Annotated in this window: 18 protein-coding genes; 5 read left to right on the top strand and 13 right to left on the bottom strand. The window is 42.4% G+C overall.

Annotated elements, in window-relative coordinates; genetic code table 11:
• The first annotated feature begins 44 nt into the window (after window positions 1-44).
• From ACNO7B_RS18805 to rplI, 3 genes are read left to right on the top strand one after another with little or no spacing between them, the layout of a single operon-like run.
• Window positions 45-992 carry a YybS family protein gene (locus tag ACNO7B_RS18805; RefSeq protein WP_046526888.1) on the top strand — a complete coding sequence of 316 codons (948 nt, stop codon included), beginning with the start codon at window positions 45-47 and terminating at the stop codon, window positions 990-992.
• 20 nt (window positions 993-1,012) lie between these two features.
• Entirely contained in the window at window positions 1,013-2,992 is a 1,980-nt protein-coding gene (locus tag ACNO7B_RS18800) for a DHH family phosphoesterase (protein ID WP_417901833.1), read from the top strand.
• Entirely contained in the window at window positions 2,989-3,438 is a 450-nt protein-coding gene (gene rplI, locus ACNO7B_RS18795; protein ID WP_007497423.1) for a 50S ribosomal protein L9, read from the top strand. The genes ACNO7B_RS18800 and rplI overlap by 4 nt, the downstream gene beginning before the upstream one ends.
• A 201-nt stretch (window positions 3,439-3,639) precedes the next feature.
• Here the strand turns inward: rplI and ACNO7B_RS18790 are convergent, their stop codons facing one another.
• The 12 genes from ACNO7B_RS18790 to ACNO7B_RS18735 all read right to left on the bottom strand — a co-directional run bounded on the left by ACNO7B_RS18790 (window position 3,640) and on the right by ACNO7B_RS18735 (window position 21,592).
• A complete protein-coding gene (locus ACNO7B_RS18790) occupies window positions 3,640-4,854 on the bottom strand; it encodes a CynX/NimT family MFS transporter (protein ID WP_017359885.1) in 1,215 nt (404 codons plus the stop codon).
• Window positions 4,855-4,876: 22 nt separating this feature from the next.
• Window positions 4,877-5,020 carry a YycC family protein gene (locus ACNO7B_RS18785; RefSeq protein ID WP_008347524.1) on the bottom strand — a complete coding sequence of 48 codons (144 nt, stop codon included), beginning with the start codon at window positions 5,018-5,020 and terminating at the stop codon, window positions 4,877-4,879.
• 18 nt (window positions 5,021-5,038) lie between these two features.
• Window positions 5,039-5,827, bottom strand: a complete 789-nt coding sequence (locus ACNO7B_RS18780; RefSeq protein WP_035390127.1) for an alpha/beta hydrolase — start codon at window positions 5,825-5,827, stop codon at window positions 5,039-5,041.
• 89 nt (window positions 5,828-5,916) lie between these two features.
• Window positions 5,917-6,882: an iron-hydroxamate ABC transporter substrate-binding protein gene (locus ACNO7B_RS18775; protein WP_410684080.1), complete on the bottom strand. Its 966-nt coding sequence runs from the start codon at window positions 6,880-6,882 to the stop codon at window positions 5,917-5,919.
• Window positions 6,883-6,980: 98 nt separating this feature from the next.
• Window positions 6,981-8,606 carry an AraC family transcriptional regulator gene (locus ACNO7B_RS18770; protein ID WP_417901832.1) on the bottom strand — a complete coding sequence of 542 codons (1,626 nt, stop codon included), beginning with the start codon at window positions 8,604-8,606 and terminating at the stop codon, window positions 6,981-6,983.
• A gap of 122 nt (window positions 8,607-8,728) precedes the next feature.
• Window positions 8,729-8,956 carry an MbtH family protein gene (locus ACNO7B_RS18765; RefSeq protein WP_024718451.1) on the bottom strand — a complete coding sequence of 76 codons (228 nt, stop codon included), beginning with the start codon at window positions 8,954-8,956 and terminating at the stop codon, window positions 8,729-8,731.
• Between the two features lie 20 nt (window positions 8,957-8,976).
• Window positions 8,977-16,125 carry an amino acid adenylation domain-containing protein gene (locus ACNO7B_RS18760; protein ID WP_417901831.1) on the bottom strand — a complete coding sequence of 2,383 codons (7,149 nt, stop codon included), beginning with the start codon at window positions 16,123-16,125 and terminating at the stop codon, window positions 8,977-8,979.
• Window positions 16,126-16,140: 15 nt separating this feature from the next.
• Window positions 16,141-17,049: an isochorismatase family protein gene (locus ACNO7B_RS18755; protein WP_410684085.1), complete on the bottom strand. Its 909-nt coding sequence runs from the start codon at window positions 17,047-17,049 to the stop codon at window positions 16,141-16,143.
• An 18-nt stretch (window positions 17,050-17,067) separates the two neighbouring features.
• Window positions 17,068-18,687 (bottom strand): (2,3-dihydroxybenzoyl)adenylate synthase, encoded by a 1,620-nt coding sequence (locus tag ACNO7B_RS18750; RefSeq protein ID WP_417901830.1) that lies wholly within the window; start codon window positions 18,685-18,687, stop codon window positions 17,068-17,070.
• A gap of 25 nt (window positions 18,688-18,712) precedes the next feature.
• Window positions 18,713-19,891, bottom strand: coding sequence for an isochorismate synthase DhbC (gene dhbC / locus ACNO7B_RS18745; protein WP_417901829.1), 1,179 nt, complete (start codon window positions 19,889-19,891; stop codon window positions 18,713-18,715).
• A 26-nt stretch (window positions 19,892-19,917) separates the two neighbouring features.
• Window positions 19,918-20,703, bottom strand: a complete 786-nt coding sequence (locus ACNO7B_RS18740) for a 2,3-dihydro-2,3-dihydroxybenzoate dehydrogenase (protein ID WP_079919794.1) — start codon at window positions 20,701-20,703, stop codon at window positions 19,918-19,920.
• 7 nt (window positions 20,704-20,710) lie between these two features.
• Window positions 20,711-21,592 carry an alpha/beta hydrolase gene (locus ACNO7B_RS18735; protein ID WP_410684087.1) on the bottom strand — a complete coding sequence of 294 codons (882 nt, stop codon included), beginning with the start codon at window positions 21,590-21,592 and terminating at the stop codon, window positions 20,711-20,713.
• Between the two features lie 434 nt (window positions 21,593-22,026).
• On the opposite strand from ACNO7B_RS18735, the gene ACNO7B_RS18730 reads away from it, so the two are divergent.
• Window positions 22,027-22,221 carry a hypothetical protein gene (locus ACNO7B_RS18730; RefSeq protein ID WP_138826795.1) on the top strand — a complete coding sequence of 65 codons (195 nt, stop codon included), beginning with the start codon at window positions 22,027-22,029 and terminating at the stop codon, window positions 22,219-22,221.
• 117 nt (window positions 22,222-22,338) lie between these two features.
• Here the strand turns inward: ACNO7B_RS18730 and ACNO7B_RS18725 are convergent, their stop codons facing one another.
• Window positions 22,339-23,196, bottom strand: a complete 858-nt coding sequence (locus tag ACNO7B_RS18725) for a hypothetical protein (protein ID WP_181891337.1) — start codon at window positions 23,194-23,196, stop codon at window positions 22,339-22,341.
• Between the two features lie 109 nt (window positions 23,197-23,305).
• Between ACNO7B_RS18725 and ACNO7B_RS18720 the strand changes: the two genes are divergently transcribed.
• Window positions 23,306-24,262: a DUF4885 family protein gene (locus ACNO7B_RS18720; protein ID WP_410684089.1), complete on the top strand. Its 957-nt coding sequence runs from the start codon at window positions 23,306-23,308 to the stop codon at window positions 24,260-24,262.
• Window positions 24,263-24,417 lie beyond the last annotated feature (155 nt).

The following is a 24,417-nucleotide window of genomic DNA, read 5'->3' as shown; positions in this document are numbered from 1 at the left end:
ACATTGAGCAAGATATAGAAAAATGATTGGATTGAGGTGAAGGTGTGAAACAAACAAAAGCGTTAGTAGAAGGCGCTATCATGATCAGTATTTTTGCGGTAATGACGCTGTTTTATTTGTATGTGCCACTTTTATCCATTATTTTCTTCATGGCTGCTCCGATTCCGATCATTCTCTATACAATCAGGCATGGCTTGAAAAAAGGAATTGCGGCTGGCGCTATTGGCATAGTGATCAGCTTTTTAATTGGGTCTATTAATGGGCTGTTAAGTGCGCCAATGCTGATTGCTGTTGGAGTAGGTATGGGTGTTTTCTACAGCAGGAGGCAGCCAGGTCAGGCGATTATTACGGGTGCGCTGATCTACTTATTCAGTTTTCTCATTTACTTTGTTGTCAGTGTCCAGCTGTTTCAAGTAGATATACTGGGTGTTGCAAAGGAATCAATTGACCAAATCATGCCGATGGTAGAGAGTACCTTAAAACAATCTGGCGCTTCTGATCAGGACATAGCAAAACAACTCAAGCAGTTTAGAGAATTGCAGGATACGGCATTAAATTCTTTACCTGTAGCGCTTTTGATTTTTGTCACGCTGATGTCTTTCGTCAATCATTGGTTTGTGCGGCCGTTGATCAAACGGTTTGTTCCAGACATGCCAGCTCTTAAGAAATTTAAGGATATGCGACTGCCAAAAAGCATGGTATGGTATTATTTACTCACACTGCTTTTGATGCTGATTCAGCCGGAGAAAGGCAGCTTTTTATCGCTCGTGCAAACGAGTGCTTTTCAAATTTTATTTATACTGGTGCTTATTCAGGGCTTTTCTTTTATCTTCTATTATTGCCACGAAAAAAACATCTCAAAAGTGGTACCCATTTTTGCCGTCGTATTGACGATTCTCTTTCCGCCAATCGGTGTGATTGTGCGTATTATAGGGATTGCTGACATAGGCTTTGATTTAAGAGAAAAAGTAAAAACAAATAATTCACTCTGAATGTTGAGGAGTTGATATCAGTGCCAAGCTTCTATCGAAAACCTGTCATCAAGTATCCGATCTTCGCGTTAATTGTTCTTGCGGTGATCACAGTCCTCCTCAACCTTTATTTTAATTGGATCATAGGAGCGGTTGGTCTTTTAGTCCTTGCGGGTGTGCTCTACTTTTTAAAGTGGGCAGATACGCAGGTACAAAAAGAGATTGATTCATATATTTCAACATTATCCTATCGAGTCAAAAAGGTTGGAGAAGAAGCATTAATGGAGATGCCAATTGGTATTATGCTGTTTAATGACCAGTATTATATCGAATGGACCAATCCATTTCTCGCTTCGTGCTTCCATGAAAGCACACTTGTCGGCAGATCCTTGTATGATACATTTGAATCCATTGTGCCTCTTATTAAACAAGAGGTTGAGACAGAAAATGTGACGCTGAATGACCGGAAATTCAAAGTCATTATTAAACGGTCAGAGCGCCTTTTATATTTCTTTGATGTCACGGAACAAGTGCAGATTGAAAGACAGTATGAAAATGAACGAACGGTGTTATCTTATATCTTTTTAGACAATTATGATGATGTCACGCAGGGTCTTGATGATCAGGTGCGCAGCGCGATTAATAGTGAAGTCACATCGCTGTTAAACAATTGGGCACAAGAATATGGCATTTTCCTAAAAAGAATTTCATCTGAACGATTTATGGCGGTATTAAACGAGAGCATCTTAGCAGAGCTTGAAGCATCGAAGTTTTCCATTTTAGACGAGGTTCGTGAGAAAACAGGGGCACATAGCGCCACACTTACCCTTAGTATTGGAATCGGTGCGTCTGTTCCTTCTTTAAAAGAACTTGGCGCACTTGCGCAGTCGAGTCTTGACCTTGCCCTCGGACGAGGCGGGGATCAGGTAGCGATTAAACAGCCGAATGGGAAAGTGAAATTCTACGGCGGAAAAACCAATCCAATGGAAAAACGGACACGAGTACGCGCACGGGTCATTTCACATGCTTTAAAAGAAATTGTATCTGAAAGCGGTAATGTCATGATCATGGGGCATAAGTTCCCCGACATGGATTCTATCGGTGCCTCGATCGGGATTTTAAAGGTTGCTCAGGCGAATGGAAAAGAAGGTTACATCGTCATTGATGCCAACCAGATTGGGGATAGCGTTCAACGCTTAATTAGTGAAATTAAGAATTATGAAGAACTTTGGTCCCGTTTTATCACGCCTGAGGAAGCGATGGAGCTTGCAAAGGATGACACATTGCTTGTGGTCGTAGATACACATAAACCGTCCCTTGTGATGGAAGAACGATTGCTAAATAAGATCGAAAACGTCGTTGTCATTGACCACCATAGACGTGGTGAGGAATTTATCCGTGATCCTTTACTTGTCTATATGGAGCCGTATGCTTCATCTACAGCAGAACTTGTGACAGAGCTGTTAGAGTATCAACCGAAGAAATTGCGGATTAACATGATTGAAGCCACAGCACTTCTTGCTGGGATCATCGTAGATACGAAGAGTTTCTCCCTCAGAACGGGGTCAAGAACGTTTGATGCAGCATCCTACCTTCGTGCAAAAGGGGCAGATCCTGTCCTTGTGCAAAAGTTTTTGAAAGAGACAGTCGATCATTACATCAAACGGGCAAAGCTCATTCAGCATACAGAGCTGTGTCAAAATCAGGTAGCGATTGCTTCCTTGCCGTCTGACAGGTCTGAGTATTATGATCAAATTACGATCGCACAGACGGCTGATTCTCTCTTGTCGATGAGTGAGGTTGAAGCATCATTTGCTGTCGCAAGGCGAGATGACGATACGGTCTGTATTAGTGCAAGATCGTTAGGGGATATCAACGTTCAAATTATTATGGAAGCATTAGATGGCGGCGGTCATTTGACTAACGCTGCGACCCAGATTTATGGTATAACCATTGAAGAAGCGGTAGAGAAGTTAAAAGCTGCCATAGACGAATATTTCGAAGGAGGGGTTCAAAGATGAAAGTCATCTTTCTAAAAGACGTAAAAGGCAAAGGGAAAAAAGGCGAAGTCAAAAATGTAGCTGACGGATACGCTCACAACTTTCTCATCAAACAAGGGTTAGCTGTTGAAGCAACTCCAACGAACCTAAGTGCATTGGAAGGGCAGAAAAACAAAGAGAAAAAGAATGCCATCCAAGAGCTTGAGCAAGCGAAACAATTAAAAGAAACACTTGAGGCGCTGACAGTGGAACTCACTGCTAAATCAGGTGAAGGCGGTCGTCTATTTGGTTCGATTACAAGCAAACAGATCGCTGATAAATTGCAAAAAGAACATCAAATCAAACTCGATAAGCGTAAAATCGAGTTGAATGATGCCATCCGTGCGTTAGGATACACAAATGTACCGGTGAAGCTTCACCCAGAAGTACAAGCAACATTAAAAGTGCACGTCACAGAACAAGCATAAACAGAAAAGAACCCGTCTCCTCGTGAGACGGGTTCTTAGCGTGTAGACAAACCATCGCATTCGGTGTCAGTCCTGCGTTTCGGTGCTCACGAATGTCAAATTCGCTCCGCGCCGATACTCGTCCTTCCTAGAATGCAAAGGTTTTCTATCACGCTAAAAAGAAGACAAAGGGGTAAAATGAACTTTATTTTAGCCCTTTGTTTATGATGGATCTGAAATATAGACGCTTCGTCCAGCACGCATACCGGATATAAACATGAAAAATAGGACGATGATAAAGATGATAATGGCTGGCGTCCATGTATGTGTGACATCAAAAAGGATACCGATCATGAATGGACCAACAGCGGCTAATAAATAACCGAGTGACTGCGCCATTCCAGAAAGGGCAGCTGCTTGTTCCATATTGGTTGTTCGTAATCCGATAAATGTGAGGGCAAGACTGATACTGGCCCCTTGTCCGACGCCGATGAATAGCACAGAGATGACAAGAATAGGCGTCGACCCTCCGAGAAGGAGACCAATCATGCCGAGTAAATACACAAGGACAAGGCCGACGACAAGCGGTCTTTGCGTTTTTAATTTTTCTGCAAAAACGGGCGTTAAGAAGGTGGATGGCAGACCAGTGAACTGCATAATAGAGAGCATCCATCCCGCTGTCGCTAGGTTCATGCCATGTGATGTCAAAATATCAGGAAACCATGCGATACTGCTGTAGAAAAGGAATGATTGCAAGCCCATAAAAAAGGTCACCTGCCATGCGACACGTGAACGCCATATTGGCTGCTCTTTGAGTGAAATGCTTTTGACAGCCGCTGTGTTCTGATGAAGAAGCTGCGGCGCCCACACCATCATCGCAAGAAGGGCAAGTCCGGCCCAGACAAGGAATGATGTATTCCAGCCGCCAGGCATTGCATGACTGAGCGGAACGCTGACACCAGATGCAAGTGCAGCAAAAACGGACATCGATGTCGTATACACGCTTGTCATTAATCCAGCATGTGCAGGGAATTTATGTTTCACAAGTCCAGGTAAAAGCACATTACAAATCGCAATCCCGACGCCGACTAGCGCCGTTCCTATCATTAAAAAGGTGATGCTGCCAAATGAACGAATGACAATCCCAAAGAGCAGGACAGCAAGCCCAAGCCAAAGTGTTCGTTCATTCCCAAGACGTTTTCCGATTTTAGGTGCAATGGGAGATAGCAATGCGAATGAGAGCAGTGGTAATGTCGTGAGGAAACCAGCAAGTCCATTTGAAAGCTGTAAATCAGAACGAATGGCACCGATCACAGGACCAACAGACGTAATGGCTGGCCTCAGGTTAAAGGCAATGAGTAAAATCCCAGCAATCAGCAAAATGGTTTGCCCTGTACTGCGGGGATGAAATGTTGATTTTTCTAGTTGTTGTTCCATGAATGTAAACTCCTTTATTTCTTTAAGAACGATCTTTCTTCTGTTCAAGCTCCGCTAATTTAGCTAATAAGATGTGCTGCGGCATATGCATGATTTGCTCTAACGGTACATTGAGTGATGCAGCAAGCTTTTGTGCGGTATCGGCTGAGATTTGTAAAGGTCTCATGCGCAAATCCCTCCTCTTTCAATCTATACGTTCCAATATACCATATCGACTTTGTGACTTGCTGATAAAAAATTTGGGTTTTCTTTTATAAAACCACTTGATGGCCGATAAGAAATTTTTTTGAAATTGTTTCAGATGGTGGCCCTCTCCTTGTTCAATGTGAAAGTGAAGCTTTCGTTCCTGCATCCCTTTCTGTAATAAAAGATCATGGAGTTGTTTGTTGAATAAAGGCATGTGCTGTTGGGCAGATGTTTTGCCTTTCCCTTCTTCACTGCCTACAGACAAATAGACAAGGTGGTCCACAGACTGAATGCTTTGTTGTTTAGCAAACGATAGAAAATCTGGATACCAAAATGACCCGGAGAGGGACGCGATGTTTTTAAAAAGGTCAGGGTACATGAATAAGGTATAAATAGCAAAGAGTCCACCTAATGAAGCACCTACGTGGCTATGTTCATGACCGGTCTGTTTAACTGGGTATTCTCTTTTGATATATGGAAGCAAGTCATTTGCTAAAAATGACACATATGTCTGTGCCTCACCTTTAAAGTCAGGGAATCCAGAATGCAGTGATGATGCTTTCCAGGGTGTATATTCGTCAAGTCGATTGAAGGGGTGTATACCGACGATGATGATTGGCGAGATGGTTTTGGCTTCAATCATGCTTTCGATCTCTAGCAGGTGGGTTCTAAATAAAGAAGAGCCATCTTGTACAAAGACAGCTGGAACATCAATAGAGGTGTCCGGTGGAAGGTAAATATCAAGCTGCCGCCCGTTCAATTCGTCATATAGAAACGTTCCGTTCATGTGTATTCTCTCCTTCAAGTTTTCAAGCTCCGCTGAAAAGAAGAACAAAGGGCTAAAATGTTTAGCCCTTTGTCAAGATGCGCATCTTTTTAGTTGGTTTGATCTAGCCATTTGACAGCCTGATCAAGGAAGGTGGTTTTGCTTAGTGCTGTTCCTCCCTGAAGCATAGGATCAACGACATTTTCATTGATGTGCCCATTTTTCACAGCTTTTAGGCTGTTCCAAATTTTATTTCCCTCTAAGTCCTTCAATGCATTTGGATTCGATGAGTTTTCCTCTTGGGAGAACTGAACAAAGATATAATCAGGATTGAGTTCACCTAGGCGTTCCAATGAAATCATTGCTTGTGCTTTGGCTTTTTTGATATCACTTGGTGCTGTAAACCCTAAGTCCCCATATAAGGTAGAGTTGAAGTATACGTCTTCAGGGTACACGTATAGGTCGCCCTGTCTAATGCGTAAAATGACAGCTGTTTTGTTGTTGCTTTTGTCTTTCAGAGTTTCTTTCGCTTGTTTGAGATCTTTCTGATAATCAGAGATGATGCTTTTCGCTTCTTCACTTTTTCCAGTCAGTTCACCGAGTAATAAAAGGTTGCTTTCCCAGTCGGAAGAGACATGTGATACTGGGATCGTCGTTTGGACTTTATCTAGTTTTTTAACTGTTGCAGGCGGAAACTTGGTTGATCCGAGTATCACGTCTGGTTTTAGTTTTAAGATTTTTTCTAGGTTTGGTTCAGTTTTTTCCCCAATGCCTTCTGTTTTTGCTGTAATGTCTTTAAATAATTCAGGGAAAGTGCCGCCGACAGTAGAAGCACCAATAGGCTGGATACCAAGTAGTTTTGCATCTTCCATCGATTCTAGGCTTCCAGCAATGACGATTCGTTTCACTGGTGTTTTCAGTTTGTACGTTTGATCTAAGTATTTGATGTTTGTTTCTGCTGCTTCAGCTGACTTGTTTTTGGTTGTGTTGGAAGCCGGTTTATTTTCTGCAGCACCACAGGCTGCTGCGGTGATCGTCATGATACAAAGGATAAGCAATGCGAACCATTTTTTCATTTGTTTTCTCCTTTAACTGATAATTGTTCTCAATTAAAGATTGTAGTAGTCATTCGTCCTTTTATCCATAGACAATGATCTGTCTAGTGATGGACTTTTTACGGAAAAAAAGATAAAAGGTCCTGAATGACTCGTTGATGACTGGCTGCTGTGTATTCACGCCAAGGGTCAGAAGCGAGTGGATAGACGGCTTGTTGCGTCACAGCCTTGAGATTTTGCCAAGCCTCCTGTTGCTTTAATTTTTGATAAAAAGCAATGGTTTTTGGTTCTTTATGCAACAAAAGGAAGATGGCATCTGGGTCTAACTGCTGTATAGAGTGAATGCTGATTTTTTTTTCGATGAGCTGTCCATCATTCTGAAAAGCTGGTAGAAGGCCAATGTCATGAAAAATTACTTCTGCCATAGTACGATTGACAGATAAGTAGAGCTGATCTTGAAAGATACGAAGAGGCAGGACGGTTCTTGGTGGATAATCAATAACGCATGCCTTTTTCGCTTGATTAACGAGTTCTTCGTAATGAAGCAGCCATTCTTCTGCTTCCCTCGTTTCGTTTAAGAACAGAGCTGTTTGTCTGAATTGAGCGCGCCAATCCAATTGTGTGAATGGAACAAAGTGAACAGGACAGATGGTTTTCAACACTTGTTTTTCTTCCTCTGTCACATGATCATTGGCAATGATCAGCTCAGGTTGTGCTTCCTTCAATTGCTGTAAATTGGCTTCAGCGTGCTCGTTGATACGATGTGCACTCAGATGAATCGGAATTTCTTCTGCATAATGCTCAAAATCATGTGCTGTCCATTTAGGGTGAAGAGGGGCAGCATATGGGATGATATGAATGGGTGTGAGCTGACCGAGTATGGAATGGCCATAGGCAGCCATTTTCCGTTGACGGCTTTTCATATAAGCAGAAGGAGTGATACCCGTTTTTTTCTTAAAGATGCGGCTAAAGTAATAGGGGTCTTGATAGCCGATGTCCTGTGCAATATCTTTGAGTTTTGCATGACCTTTCGCCATGAACTGTTTGGCTCTAGCCAGTCTTTTCTTGGTGATATAATCAGTGACACTCACATCAAAATGCTTTTTAAATAGCTCGCTGTAATGATTGGCGCTGATACCAGCCATATGAGATAGACTTGTAAGGCTGAGAGGTTCTTCGGAATGTTGATCGATATATTGTTTTGTTTTAAAAAGGGCGTGTGTTGTGTCACAAATGTCTTTTTTATGCAGTGTGAAAAGCTGCAGGATGAGCTGTTGAAAAAGGGTTTGGCTTCTAAAGAAGCTAATGGATTCAGGTTTTTGCCATTCTGTTGTCATGTCGGACAGTAAAGAATGAATGTGTTCAATCGAGCTAATATCGATAAATTGCCATACATTCAGTAAAGAACGGGCATGTTCAGTTGATACTTCTTCTATGCTTTGACCTTGTAGCGTGTACATCTGAAAGCGAAACAGATAGAGCTCGTGTTTCTGATATGGCTCTGTTTTCAACATAAATGTTTCCCCAGGCATCATCGTATAGAGTGTCAGATTTTTCAATCGCCATCTTTGATCATTCAATGTAAGTAAACCGCTGCCGCTTATGCTAAAGAGGAGGCAGAAAGTATCTGACAACTGCTGCTCCGTATGTGGAAGATCTGCATTATTTATTTTTTCAGTATATGTTAATCGATAAATGCATTGTTCAGCATTTACCTTTGTACATAATTGATGATTGTTTCCCATAAAACCACCTGATCTCTTATTAATTGATAAATATTCTCAATTGAATTGTATCAGAAAGAGCTGGAAAATGGTGTGTTTATTCTGTCAAAAAAGCACCCTGATGGAGATCAGGGTGCGATGATTTATTCCGTTTTTCCATGTGCTAACGCAGGTTCTTTTGTTAAGCTTAATGGCCGTAAGTCCTGCCAGTGTGTCTGGATATAATCAATGCAGGCATTTCTAGTGTCTTCACCAAAGACCTTTTCCCATCCATCTGGTATTGGTGCAAATGATGGCCAAAGTGAATGTTGTCCTTGTTCATTGACAAGCACAAGAAATACACCGTCTTCACGATCAAAGGGATTTGTCATTTGTCATCTCTCCTTTATTCTTAGTGCTTTTGTTTGACCCGGTGCAGAGCATTGTCTAAGATGACACCAATTTCTGCTAGGGGTTTAGGCTGGCACATGTCTTTGTGCCGGCAATGAATGTCGTGCTGTTCAATGGTTCCATTGATATAAGGTGCCCATGCTTCGGGATCAATCGGTGTAAACCAGTCTGGGATAATGGTAGATCTAAAGAATAATATGTCCCCTTGATAAGTTTTTGGCTGATATTCCCCGAGCAATCGCACTGAGTTGACATAGGTTTCTTTTAGATTTCTAATGGCATCCTCACTTAAGCTTGCTAGTGCACTGCCGTCTTTCTTCAAGATGTCGACAGCACTTTTCATTGTGAGCGGTTCACCTGTTAAGGTATCTGGATCATAACCGCCGAGTGCAAGAAGAGCGATTAGTGCTTCTTCTTCATCAGGTGCTTCTTTAATCGGTAAGAAATGGTTTGGATAGGCATCCAGCATCGCAACGAGAGCGATTTCTTCACCTTGCTGCTGGAGTTGAGTAGCCATTGCTTGTACAACGTTTCCGCCAAGTGACCAGCCAAGTAGATGATAAGGGCCTTTTGGCTGAATCGTTTGGATGTGCTTAATATAATCGGCAGCCATATCATCTAGTGTATGCGGATAGTCATCTTTTCTTGCGATTCCTCGTGCCTGTAATCCATAAATAGGGATGTCTTTCTCTAATGTATTCAAGAGGCCTGCATAGCACCAGCTAAGACCACCTGCTGGGTGAACACAGAAGAGAGGGTGTCTTTCTCCATTTGTTCGTAGCGGCAGTAAAATTTCTAGTGCGTTTTCATCGCTTCCTGTTTCTAGTTTCTCTGCCAAGCTGGCAACGTTCGGTGCTTCAAACAACGTTCCGATGCTCAGTTTCACACCAAGTGCATCACGAATGCGGCTGATTAAACGAACCGCAAGTAAGGAATGCCCGCCAATGTCAAAAAAGCGATCGTCAATGCTGATTTTTGGCAAATCAAGCACCTCTTCAAAGAGGTGGCATAGAACTTCCTCTTTCGGGTTTCTTGGTCCGCGGCCATCCGTTTGCTGTATATGCAATTGAGGTGCCGGTAGTGATTTTTGATCAAGCTTCCCGTTTGCTGTAAGCGGCATCGTATCAATCTGTACATAAGCCGCAGGCACCATGTAATCAGGAAGACTGGCTGCCGCAAAATGGCGAAGAGCCTCTGTATCGAAACGTTCTTCTTCAGTTGTGACGATGTATGCGACTAAGCGTTTGTCACCAGGCTGATCCTCTCGCAAAATGACGGCAACTTGTGCAACTGCGTCGTGGCGTGATAGAACGGCTTCGATTTCTCCAAGTTCAATCCTAAACCCGCGTATTTTAATTTGATGATCAGCTCTACCAATGTAATCAAGTGCCCCTTCTTCTGTCCATCGAGCGAGGTCGCCTGTACGATACATCCTTGTGCCAGGTGCTCCATAAGGATTGGCAGGGAATCGATCTGAGGTCAGGTCAGGCCTGCCTAGATAACCTCTTGCCAAACCAGCTCCAGCTACATACATTTCACCTGTTGTCCCAGGTGGAACAGGTTGTAGGTATTCATCTAGTACGTACACGTGTAAATCAGGAATTGGTTCGCCTATTAAACTGCTGGATTTCTTTGCGATCATGTCTCGATTGAGTACATTGTACGTAACGTGTACGGTGGTTTCTGTAATGCCATACATGTTAATTAATTTTGGCTTGCAGTCTGAGTGACGGCTGTACCAATCTTCTAATCTGCTAAGCTCTAATGCTTCACCGCCAAAGATGACATAGCGGAGTGATAATGCTTGACCAAGTGTTTGTTGTTCCTTGTCTATCTGCATGAGCTGATAGAAGGCGGAAGGTGTTTGATTAAGTACAGTCACACCTTCATCGACTAGAAGCTGCATCATCTCTTCTGGAGAACGAGAGATGGTATGAGGAACAATGACAAGTCGCCCGCCATATAAAAGGGGTCCCCATATTTCCCAAACTGAAAAGTCAAAGGCATATGAATGGAACATTGTCCAAACATCCTCTTCATCGAAATGGAACCAATGTTCAGTAGATGTCAGAAGACGGATGACATTTTGGTGTGGAATGACCACTCCTTTTGGTTTCCCTGTAGAGCCGGACGTATAAATAATATAGGCCGGATGCAGAGAAGATAGCGGCTCAATTCTATCTATATCAGCCGGATTGTGATTTGGCGTAGTCAGCAATTGATCAATTGTTTCTTTTTCGTCTAACAAAATCAAATCGCAGTCAGCAGGGAGATGCAATGCAGCTGCTTTTGTTGTGATGCTGCAAACTGGGTTGGCATCTTGTATCATGTATGCCAGTCTATCTGCTGGATAATCAGGATCAAGCGGAACATAGGCAGCGCCTGCTTTATGAACGGCTAATAAACTGACGAGCATATCAATTGATCTAGGCAGAGCAAGTGCAACGAACTGTTCTGGTCCAACGCCTTTTTCTATTAATAAATGAGCAAGACGATTGGCTTTGTTGTTAAACTCTTGATAAGTAAGCTGCCTCTTGCCATCCGTTACAGCCACTCGATCAGGGAATTGCTGCACCGTTTTTTCCAATAAGGCCGGGAGATTAGGTGCTTGGTCTGACTGAGCGAATGTCTGTTTGTCAGGGAGAAATGTTTGTCGTTCTTGATCTGATAAAATGTTCACTTGACCAATCGGCAGATGTGGGCGCTCAGCTATCTCTGTTAAAAAGCGCTTCATTCTGTCAGCGATTGCTCGAACGGTACTTTGTTTAAATACATCTGTGCTGAATTCAAACAAACCTGTTAATCCTGCTGCTGATCCAGTTTCAGTTCTTTGTTCTGTCAATTCGATGGTCAGATCAAATTTAGCTGATCCCACTGGTTTTACGTAGAGATCCGAATCAAGTTGTGTCAGCTTCATTTCCGCCTTCGGTGTATTTTGGAAGGCAAGCATCACTTGGAACAATGGATTCCGTGATCTGGAGCGGGTTGGATTTAGGATTTCCACTAGCCGTTCAAATGGCAGATCCTGATGCTCATAGGCTGCTAAGTCAACGTTTCGCACTCGCTTCAATAGCTCACTGAAGGTTGGATTACCAGCTGTATTTGTACGTAATACTAGTGTGTTCACAAACAATCCGACAATATCGTCAAGTGCATCGTCATTCCGTCCAGCAATTGGACTGCCGATTGGGATATCTGTCCCCGCTCCAAGACGTGTCAGTAATGCTGCAAGGGATGCTTGAAGCACCATGAACAAACTCACCTGATGCTGCTTTGCAAGCTCAAGAAGGAGCTGGTGTAAAGCGGGCTCAATCGTAAAGTCGATCGTAGCACCGTTAAAGCTTCCTTCCTGTGGACGCGGGAAGTCATAGGGAAGCTCCAGTTCTTCTGGCAGGTCATGTAATGCGCCTGTCCAATAGCTTAGCTGCTTAGCAAATAGACTATTCGTCTTTTCTTCACTGCCCAACAGCTTCTGCTGCCATATAGCATAGTCAGCATATTGAACAGGTTCCGCGGGCAAGGAGATGGATTTTCCTTGTATACGGGCTTCATAAGCAGCCGCTAAGTCTCGTGTCAATGGTGCAAGTGACCAGCCGTCACCAGCGATATGATGCAGCAATAGAAGCAGTATGGATCGGTTTGCATCAAGCGTGAATAATTCAGCTCGAAGTGCAGGTTCTTCTTCAATCTGAAAGCTATAGCGAATGGCTTCGTTTAACTGATTCTCAATTTGTTGATCGCTTGAAGCTGTGACGTGGAGTTCAGGCTGAACACTTTTTGGGTGTAAAATAACCTGTCTTGGCATGCCATTCTTATTTGGAAAAATGGTTCTAAGGGTTTCATGTTTTTCAGTGATATCTGCCAAAGCACCAGTTAGAGCTTGTTGATCTAGTGTACCTGTCAGTTGAATGACAAGTGGAATATTGTAAGTTGGACTTGGCCCTTCAAGGCAATGAAGGAACCAGAGCCGTTTCTGAGCAAAGGATAACGGAATCTCATCTGGCTTGTTTTCTACCTGAAGCGGCGGCCGAATGTCCTTCGCTTTGTCCAAGTGCTGCGCAAGTTCAGCAACCCGAGGTGATTCAAAAATGGTACTCATGTTTAGGTCTGCACCAAATGTATCGCGTATACGTCTAAGCAGACGAGCGGCAAGTAAAGAATGTCCACCTAAGTCAAAGAAACTATCATCTATGCCAATTTGAGATACGCCAAGGGTTTCTGCAAATAAACTACATAACATGTCTTCTTGGGGTGTTCTAGGTGTACGCTCGGAACTAACTAAAGACATATTTGGCACCGGCAATGCTTTGCGATCGATTTTGCCGTTTGGTGTAAGTGGCAGTTCCGGCAAAAAGACAACAGCAGAAGGCACCATGTAGTCTGGAAGTAATGCAGCCACAAATTGCCTGAGCTCTGAAGGGTGAAGAGCTGAGTCGTCTGTCAGCACAACATACGCACAAAGCAACTGTTGCCCAGGTTGATCTTCACGAACGATCACAGATGTATGCTTTATAGCTTGATGCTGCATAATCACGGTTTCAATTTCACCCAGTTCAATACGGAAGCCGCGAATTTTAATTTGATGATCGGCGCGGCTAATATAATCAATCGAACCATCTTCACGCCATCTGGCTAAATCACCAGTGCGATACATTCTCGTGCCTTTTGTGCCGAACGGATCAGCGACAAATCGTTCTGCCGTTAAGTCGTATCGTCCAAGATATCCTCTTGATACTCCTTCACCTGCAATATAAAGTTCACCAATTGATCCTGCTGGGACTGGGTTTAGTCCTTCATCTAAAATGTAAATGCTCGTATTCCAAATGGGTTGACCAATTGCCGGCCCGCTATTCTCCCGGTGTGCTGTGACATTTTCCATCGTAGACCAGATCGTCGTTTCTGTAGGTCCGTACAAATTGGTAATGTCGCATTGAAGAGATTGCAGTGTGTGCAAAAGGGAGGCAGGAAGTGCTTCTCCTCCAACAAGAACACGCATACCTGTGATCGCGTCAGGGTATTCATCTGCCAATGCATGCCACAACGTTGGTGTTGCCTGCATGATTGTGACCTGATGAGAACGAATCATGTTTGAAAGCTTTGCTGGTTCTTGTATCGTTTCTTTTTTTGCCAATAAAATAGCTGCCCCATGTAAGAGTGGGAGGAACATTTCTAGCCCGGAAATATCAAAGGCTATGGTCGTTACCGCTAAAAGCTGGTCTCCTTGATCTAATAAAAATGAGTCTTGCATGGACAATATAAAGTTGATTACATTTCGCTTTGTTACAACAACACCCTTTGGTTTGCCTGTCGATCCTGACGTGTAGAGGATGTAGGCGGGGTGATGTGGAGAGCCCTCGCTCCATGTAGGATTGAGATGCGGACTGCCTGCTATCTCCTGATGAACAGTTGCATCATCCAGTTGAACGATGTGCGGATAGTCCAAACCATCTGCTGTCTCATTGATTGTGAGCAAGCACGCCGGTTTAGCATCTTCTAGCATATAGGCGACACGATCGTTAGGATAATCAGGGTCTAGTGGCAGATATGCGGCTCCCGTTTTGACGACGGCTAATAGACTTACGACCATATCGATGGATCGAGGCAGAGCGATTGCGACGAATTGTTCTGGTCCAATGCCACGATTTTTCAAATAATGAGCTAATTGATTTGCCCGCTGATTCAACTCTTCATAGGTCAAAATGATTCCTTCAAACTGTAATGCTTTTGCTTGCGGCGTTTTGCTCACTTGTTTTTCAAATAGTTCCCGTAATGATTCTTTTGGTAATTCTCGTTTTGTATCATTCCAGTGCTTGAGAATGTTCTCTTTTTCTTCAGACAAAAGAAGGTTGAATTGACTGATTGTCTGATCTTGCTCTAGTCCGGTTATTTCCTCCAGCAATTGAAGAAAACGATGTTGATGAGCGTCAACGGCTGTCTCTTTGTAAACGGCAGGGTTTGCATCGAAGTCGATTTGAAATCCGTTTCCATCCGCACGGTCGTATATGTTGATCGATAAATCATCTACCGGTCCTGCTGAAAGATTGTGTGCTCGACCAATGCTCTGATCGAACTTGAGATCATAATCAAATGGCATGATATTGATCTGTGGACCGAATAATCGTTGATTTCTTCCGATGAGCTTAAAGTCTCTCCGCATGTCTTCATGACGATATCGTTGATGAGGACGAATGGCTTTCAGTTCATCAGATACTTGACGAACAAGTGCTGAGAGCGTCATTTCTGGTTTGCATGTTAAACGAAGCGGTACCAGGTTCATGACCATTCCAGGTGTTTGCAAAGCGCACGATCCAAGGCGCATCATCACAGGTAATCCTAAAACAATATCATGTGCACCCGTCATACGATGCATATAGAGTGCGGATGCGGCAAGAATCATTTCATGCCACGTACCACCGAAGGCTTGGGCGTTTTTTTTCATTTTGCTTACCTTTTCGGCATCGTATCTAGCCGTTTTCCGGATAAAATGATCCGACGTTCTTGGGGCAAGCTCAGCAAGGCTGACAATTTCCGGTTGATCAGCAAAACGATTTTTCCAAAATGCTCGATCATCTTCAAATCGATTGGACTGTTGATAAGCGATCTCTTCTTGGACTACATCATGTAAAGCTCCAAATGTTTGAGGAGGCACAGGTGTCCCTTGCGATAGGGCTGAATAGACCTCAGCAACACGACGTGCAATGAGCGAAAAGGCGAATCCATCAATGGCAATATGATGAATGCGCTGATACCAAATAAATCGGTCGTCAGCAAGTTGAAAAAGCACTTCACGGAATAATACATCTTTCTCTAAAGAGACTGGTGTGGAAAGGTCGGCTTTCATCCATGCTTTAGCCGCATCAAACGGCTGTTTTTCATTTTGTAAATTGACATATTGAAATGGGATCTCTTTCTTAGATGTCATCCATTGCTTTGGACCGTCAGTATCCTCAACGAATTGCATATACAAGGAATCTGCTTCTAAGACAGTCTTTCTAATGGCTGCTTCAAAGTGTATGGGGTCAATATAACCTTTAATTTCTATATACTCAGCTGTATTGAAAATAGGGTTAGATGGGTCAAGCTGCTGCGCATACCAAATGCCTGATTGGGCACCGGTTAGTTGGAATGAATCGATTGGCTGGATCGACAAGGGTCTATACCTCCTTTACAAGTAATCGATATTTGGGATAGATGGCTGTTTTTCTGGGAAAAGAAGAGCTCGCCAAGACACGAGCGTTGGATTTGCTGCAAGATCAACGAAATCGATGGCCGCTCCTTGCTGTCTCCACTTTTCCGCTAGACTCATCATTCTGATAGAATCAAGCCCAAGGTAGACAAGATTTTCGTCAAGCGGTATTTCATTCGGCTCGATTTGCAGATATTCAGCTACTTGGTGAACGATAGCATCGAAGGATAAATCATCACCATCTGCTTCCTGTCCTGTTAAACGACGAATGATTTGGTTTGTCGTTGTGGTGACCGCACAGCGTTCAGCTGCATAGGTCATCGCCATTTTGTGATGCTTAAGTGAAAAGTCAGCGACGGCATCGGCGACAAAAAAGGTTTCAATATCGAGCATGAATGCTTCTGCGGCTGTCAGCATACATCCAATATGTGCATATACGCCAGTAATGATCAGTTGATCACGTCCGCCTTCGTGAAGAAGATCTAAAAAGTTGGATTTTTTGAATGCGCTATAACGCCATTTTGTCAGCATTGTATCTGATTCAGATGGAGCAAGCTGATCAATGATTTTTGTCAATGCTTCATCATCACCAAGACCAGGTCCCCAAAAATCTGTTAATAAGGCACGATCCTTCGGGTCTTGATCACCAGGTTGAGCTGTATAGACGACTGGAATGCCGAGTTCTTTGCATGTATCACGTAATTGTTCAATATGCTGCACTAACTCTGTAATCGGTGAAGTATCTTGTTGAAAAGCATTTAAAAAATATTGCTGCATGTCATGTATCAGCAGGACAGCACGTTTCGGATCAGGGATCCAATTCACTTTATTTTCAGGTAAATCTTGTATGCTTGGCATTGGATACGCAGGAATAGTAGGGATTGCCATGGTTTTCACTCCTCTTTTTTATACGTTGGCAGTATGGATTGCAGCTAATTCTCTTAATGCTTTTTTACTGATTTTGCCTACACCTGTTTGTGGGAACGCATCAATCCATTCAATGCGGTCAGGAATTTTATAGGCAGCGAGCCCGCGTTCTCTTAGAAATAACTTTAAGACATGCGGTGCTGGTTTGTTGTTTCCTTTCGCAATAACAAAGGCACATGAGCGTTCGCCAAGAAATGGATCTGGCATGGACACCATGGCGGCATCATGAATGTCAGGATGCGCAAGTAAATGGTTTTCAACTTCTTCAGCGGCAACCTTTTCGCCACCACGATTGATTTGATCCTTGTCTCTGCCTTCTACAACAACATTTCCTTCTTTGGTTAATCGCACGATGTCACCTGTTCTGTAGAAGCCATCGGGTGTAAATGCTTTTTTGTTTTGTTCATCGGCTTTATAGTAGCCGCGAATCGTATAAGGTCCTCTTGTTAAAAGGTGTCCAGCCACTTCATTCGGGACGGGCTTGTCCTCATCGTCTACCACTAGTACCTCATCATATTCAGACATCGGGCGTCCTTGTGTATGGATAATGACATGTTCAGGATCATCCAATCTGGTATAGTTGACCAGACCTTCTGCCATGCCAAAAACTTGCTGTAACTTACACCCAAGGGCAGGCATCACTCGTTTTGCTGCCTCAGCACTTAATTTAGCACCACCGACTTGTAAGACCTCAAGACTCGATAAGTCATCTGATCGATGAGGAGCGGCTTCGAGCCAAATCAATGCAATTGGTGGAACGACAGCGGTAATGGTCGCCCGTTCTTTTTCAATGAGTGGAAAGACGACATCAGGGCTTGATCCAGGTGCAAGAACGACTCTTCCACCAGCGTATAATGTCCCAAGAACGCCAGGCGAGCTTAATGGATAGTTGTGTGCAACTGGAAGTGTGGCTAGATACACACTATGTTGTGTGAGCTCGCACACCTCATTGCTTTTCCAAAGGCTATAAATATAGTCATCATGTGTACGAGGTATGAGCTTAGAAAGGCCTGTGCTGCCTCCAGATAACTGAAGAAACGCAATGTCGCTTGCCTCTACATGTATTTGTGGATCGAGCGCTGGGTCCTTGCGCAATTCATCCAAGTCTAGGAATTCCTCAGCATCTCCTGCAACAATGACATGAGGTAATGAGGGAAGTTTTTCTTTCACTTGACGTGCGAGTGATCGATAATCAAAGCCGCCATCGATATCTGGTATGACATATGCGTCTGCTTCGGCAAATTCAATAAAATAAGTGATTTCACTGCTTCTATGAGATGGCAGTGAGAAGACGGGTAAAGCACCGATACGAAATAAAGCGAAAACGACTTCAAAAAAAGCAGGAATGTTAGGAAGCTGCAAGACAACTCGACTTCCCTTTTGGATTCCAAGCTGATGAAAACCGGCGGCAAGACTGCTGACGCGCTCATCAAGTTCTTGATAGCTCATGTGTGTATCGGCGTATGTAATCGCTGTTTTATTCCCTAACGATACGGCGCGTTCACGAAGCATCCCGCTAAAGGTTTCTCCACGCCAACAGCCGTTTTCACGGTAGCGTTTTGCAAATTCTTCTGGCCATGTAGGTGGTTGAACAAACATGTCTTTTGTCATCTCCTATGTGTTTTTATAGCTGATGGATGCCCATCGCATGAAGCATCGTGTTGAATTTTGCAGATGTTTCGGCTAGCTCTTCTTCTGCCTTTGATCCTTTGACCACTCCTGCACCAGCAAAGAGGCGAAGGGAGTGACCTTCAACTTCTGCACAGCGAATGGTGACAATCCAATCTCCATCACCATTTGCATCTGCCCAGCCGACCATTCCTGTGAAAAATCCTCGATCGAAGGGTTCAATCGCTTGAATGGCTTCACGTGCATCTGCTGTAGGTGTTCCGCATACTGCGGGTGTTGGATGGAGGCTAAGTGCTAAATCAATGGAGGACACATTGGAATCTGTTAATTCACCTTTGACCACAGTAGATAAATGCCACATCGTTTCTGTCTGTATGACGGATGGTGATGCAGGTACATCTAACGTATGACAGTAAGGAGCAAGCGCTTTAGTGACAGCATCGACAACTACTGCATGCTCGTGTAAATCCTTTGCAGAAGTAAGAAGTTCATCGTGACGACGCTGGTCTTCTAAGGGGTCTGAACTGCGTGGCCGAGAACCAGCGAGTGGATTGGAAATCACAGCTGAACCAGTTTTTGAAAGAAGCAGCTCAGGGCTTGCCCCAAGAAGTGTGCGCTTTTGGGAAGATTTCGGATCAGCTACATTTGCAGCAAATGTATAGCCATTTGTATTATGACGAGCCAGTCGTTCGAGTATTGTTTTCGTATGAATGTCTTGATTTGATTTGAGATGGAGAGATCGAGAAATGACGATTTTGCTAAGCTCTCCTTTTTCAATTTTAGCTAACCCTTCGTTCACACCATTCATGTAGACTTCAGGAGAAGGGACAGGTGTCACCTCATAGGATGGTGATGTCACTTCTGATTCCTCACCTTGATGAAATTCGAGTGGATCACTAAACTGTACATGGACTGGCACATTTAAACGAACGGGTTGTGCCGGATCAAACGGAACAGCACCAGCAACAATCGGTGCTTGAATACCAGCTTGTTTGGCAGTCTCAAAAACATGGGCTACCTTTGTGGATAGTTCATCGAGTTGATTGGTTTTAATATGCTGGAATATCCCCTCTGCAAGTAACGCTCGTTTAGGAGAAGCAAGGAAAAATGCGCCTGGCTGATAGTCTTGGATCAACTGTACTTTTTCTTCTGTCGACAATAATGAATGTTTCATGAAAAGGCCTCCTTTTTGATAAAATGCTAAATTCCGAGTGTTGCACCACCATCAATTGTGAGATTCTGCATCGTAATATGACTGGATTGCTCAGATGCAAAGAAGATGACTGCATCAGCAATCTGTTGAGGGTCAGCGATTTTTTGTAAAGGAATACCGGTTTTATACGTCTCTAATGAACCTTTAATCACCTGATCTGCTCCTTGCTCATCAGACCATAAAGCCCATTGCATAGGTGTTGCGGTAGAGCCGGGAGAGACGACGTTGCATCTGATGCCATAGGTAGCCAGCTCTAATCCAAGCGTTTTTGTAAAGGAAGTAGCTGCTGCTTTTGAAGCGGCATAGGCAGCCATATTCATTCTAGGAATGGCACCTGCGTTAGAACTGACAGTCACAATGACCCCCTCTGATCTTTTCATCATGTATGTGGAGACAGCTTGGGATACGTAAAAGAGACCATGTGTATTGACTGCGAAGGTTTGGTGCCAGTCATCTGTACTAATCTGATCAATCGAACTGATACGAAGAATGCCTGCTACATTGACCAGTAAATAAATAGGGCCAAGCTGCTTTTCAATTTGATCGACAATGTGCTGAACAGATGCTTGATCGGTAATGTCACCTAGATAGGCAAAGGCACGTATGCCTTTATCATTCAACTTCTGCACGGTGCTTTGCAGCTGATCTTCATTTGTGTCAACTGCTGCAATGATCGCACCTTCATCGGCTAGTCTCTTTGCGACTGCTTGTCCGATACCTTGTCCTGCGCCTGTAATAAGGGCAATTTTATGAGACAGACCACTCTGTTTCATGTGTTCACTACCTTTCTTTCAAGTCTGTAGTTGTTAAAGGATCTTGATGATAAAATGCAAAACGAAAAGCGTCATTCATCAGCACCGGTAAAACAGACGTATGTCCTTCTTCAGGAAATTCGTGATAGGTCGTATGCAAGCCATACGAGGATAAAGGCAGCATACGATTGGCTAGAGACTTTGCATGAGCATTCATTTGACATGGATGATGTTTTTCTAACTCACCTACACCTACAAGTAGCCTTACATTCATAGGCACTTGACGGATGCGGTTGGTAAATTGGTGTTCTTTTTCTAGAAATAATTCTTTGTTCCAGTGGATAGAAGGACTGCCCGCAATATATGTCTGATAAGCGTCAGGGTGCTCAAATAGTGTGTGTAATACAAAAAGTCCGCCAAGAGAATGGCCAAATAGTGTTTGACGACTCTGATTGATCGGAAAGCGCTGCTCAATGTATGGCTTAACCGTCTTTTCTAAAAAAGAAAAAAAAGCAGAGGCGCCTCCATATGTATGGATGGAGAAGTCCTTTCTTTTACCTCCAATGGAAACGTCAGGGCCGGTAAGAGTGAGATCATAATGCCTAAGCGGATGATAGGGCGCTTCTGTCTGATAGCCAATTCCAACAATAATAGCAGGTACGACACCTGTTTTTTCAGGTCTTCTTGACTGTAAACGGATGGCTTCGACCATTGTGCCAAAAAGTGAATTCCCATCAAGCACGTACATGACTGGAAAACCAGTTGCAGGAGGAGTGGTGTTCGGTTTAAATATAAAAAGTCTGTATGGGTGTGTTGTGATATCTAGTTGCTCCGTCCCATGTATAAAAAAAGGACTGCTTTCTCCAAAAAGTGAATCATCAGTACCCATTCCTTCAGTGCGTTTGGCCATATGTGAAAAATCCCCTTTCTCAAATTGACCTCATATGATGATAAAAGCAGGCTTGCGGATATTGGATGAGTGTAGTAATAAAAATTTAAATGAAAATGATTCTCAATTATCACGCAAGCAAATCAAATGATAATGTTTATCAATTAGGAAGTCAAATGTTCATAAAGTTGTATAATCCATAATTTGATCTAAATATTCAGAAAATAAAGGACTAACTAACTACCAAATGATTGGAAATAGAGAATGCCGGATTGTGTCATTAAAACAGAGTAGAAATGTCAAAAAACCTTGACAGTCTCAAAATATTTACCATTTTCTTCTGTTTGAATCAGGATTAAATATAGGTTTTTCTTCTTGAAATAATTTTGAGTAAAATAAGTCTATAGACCTTCTTGTATTTTTAGAAAAAAAGAGGTGGATTTTGGGGGAAGTTAGTGTTTTTAATTCACAACTTATTCAATATCATGCGTAAATTCATAGACAATTTTTCTATGGAAGACAAGATCGCAGGGAATGTAGGTAGAATGAAACTCCCATTAGGAAAACTGAGGCTAAATCTGCTTGAAAATCAGCCCAAGCTGAAAAATACGTTTACAGTGGAAGAATATCATGCAGTGAAGCAATCATGACAAGCACTGTAGAGTGAAGAAATAACATATAACATCAAAAATGAGGCAATAAAAAAAGTAAGGGATGTGCCCTTACTTTTTGATCAATTGGTGTACATATCTGTTAACATCATTCACTTAAAATCCATCTGTGACATCATATTCGTAACGGATATCGGCTTTGACATTGCTCATAGTAGATCTCGCTGTAGCTTTTGCGTTGTACTTAAAGCTCCATTTTTGAGCGACTCTTAATTGATCATCCAGAGATATACGATAAGAACCACTTGTTGCAGAGGAGAAAAGTGATTGATACCAAATGTTATTATCACTAGCCATCAGTTTGTGTGTGACATTCCCTTGGTTGGGTGTTTGAGTGCTAGTTGTCGTAATTGATTTAACGATTGCATTTTTAGGAATTGAAGAATTGTTCGTTAAATCCATTGTAATGACAGAAGAATCAACCCCTAAAAAATTTAAAGATGAATTCCCCAAGTTGGTAGCCGTCCCCGAAAAATTGAATGTCCCATTTCCAGATTTAATACGATCTTCAATGGAAACAGTAAAATACATATTCCCTGTATATGTACCACGGGTTACTTTCACAAAATAAGTTTCTGAAGTTGAAGTCACGTCACCAGTATTTGCAAAAATAAAGGGTGTGACTGAATCAGGATTAATCACCCTGGAACCTGGCTTAGAACCCTTCGAATTATACACCTCGATTTTCATACCCGTATATTGCTTATTATAAGAACTTCGTACATAAACCCTTTCACCTTTATTAATTGTGAACTGATAATACGCTTCATTTTCACCTTCAGGTAAGATTGTCGTGTCTGAACGATTATTTTTCCAATATCCCATTGAACTTGCAGTGTTAGGACTGTTATTCCCTGTAATAGCTGCTTCCGCTGACGTAGGTACAAAAAAACTAGTAACAAGCGCCAATAATAATGATGGTAATAACAAATGTTTAAAGATAGTATTTGTCATATATTAACCCCCCTTGTAATAATTACTATATCGACATTAAACTAACAAATTTTAACTGAAATGCCGATATATTTAATAATCACTATTTTCTTAAAAAAGGAGAATCAAAATGAATATTAATACGTCATACACAGCCCGTGCTTCGAACAATTTGAACCAAATAGACTCTAAAGGTCAATCAGCTATTAAAAGTACAAACGAAGTGATGACCGAATCTGATAGACGAATGAAAATATTAGATGAAAAATACGAAAAAATAAATGAACAAAATAAACGATTCAAAGATCCTCATGGTCACATATTTGATAAGTATCGAAATCAACACTCTCCTTATTTCAGAAGTGATCTAACTAAAGTGGAGAGAGAAGCTGCTTATACGATGGAAATTGGATGGGCTAATTCTGGAACAGGTGGACAATATGACTTCAATGATGCTATCTTCCGTAATGAAAAACGGTACGACCCTACCCAAGAAAGTGTCGAAAAGAAACTATTAAATCGTCAAAAGGTGAACGAACAACTGCAAGCTTTGTTTTCTACCAATGGTTTGAATATTCCTAAAAACGCCAATTTAACTTTTACCATTGACCCAAATCATTTCAAATTAGTGGTGAGTGGATCAACTGATGAATCACTGATCAAACAAATAGAAGACATATTAAATACAAGCAACAATACAAGAGAACTATTTTTCCATATTATGAAAAGTAGAAATGATGATTCGACTCAATTCACGCCGGATTCACTTGCAAAGTTTCACCTTGTCAATCAAATCAAAACGGTGACAGGCTACAATTTAAAAGATTTAAGCATTGTAAACGGTCAATTTGTAACGGATACCGGAGCGAATATTTTTGATATCTACAAAGAAGAACTTCTGAAAAACCCATACACAGCAGAAAATGCCCGCATTGCTGCATCACATTATGGTGCACAACTCTTTGACTTAGCCAAAAACGGATATGATTCTATTCCTGATTTGGTGCTATCTATTGGGTATGAAAACGGGTCTTTATATGACATTGGCCAAAAGGTGAATTACGGAGTTAAGAAAACGATAGATTAAAAAACGCACCTGATATTTTCAATATTTGATCATGTGCGTGTTCATGCCATGTTGGAGTATCGATTACATGTGTGAACAACAGCTACAAATTCCATTAGCGATACAAAGGACTCTATAACAATTTATGTTACAGAGTCTTTTCTATTTGAAGGGTG

It is taken from the genome of Bacillus sp. AK25, from assembly GCF_048270685.1.
GTDB lineage: Bacteria > Bacillota > Bacilli > Bacillales > Bacillaceae > Bacillus > Bacillus altitudinis.
Note: the sequence above shows the minus strand (reverse complement) of the source record. Positions and strands in the feature narration are given on the sequence as shown.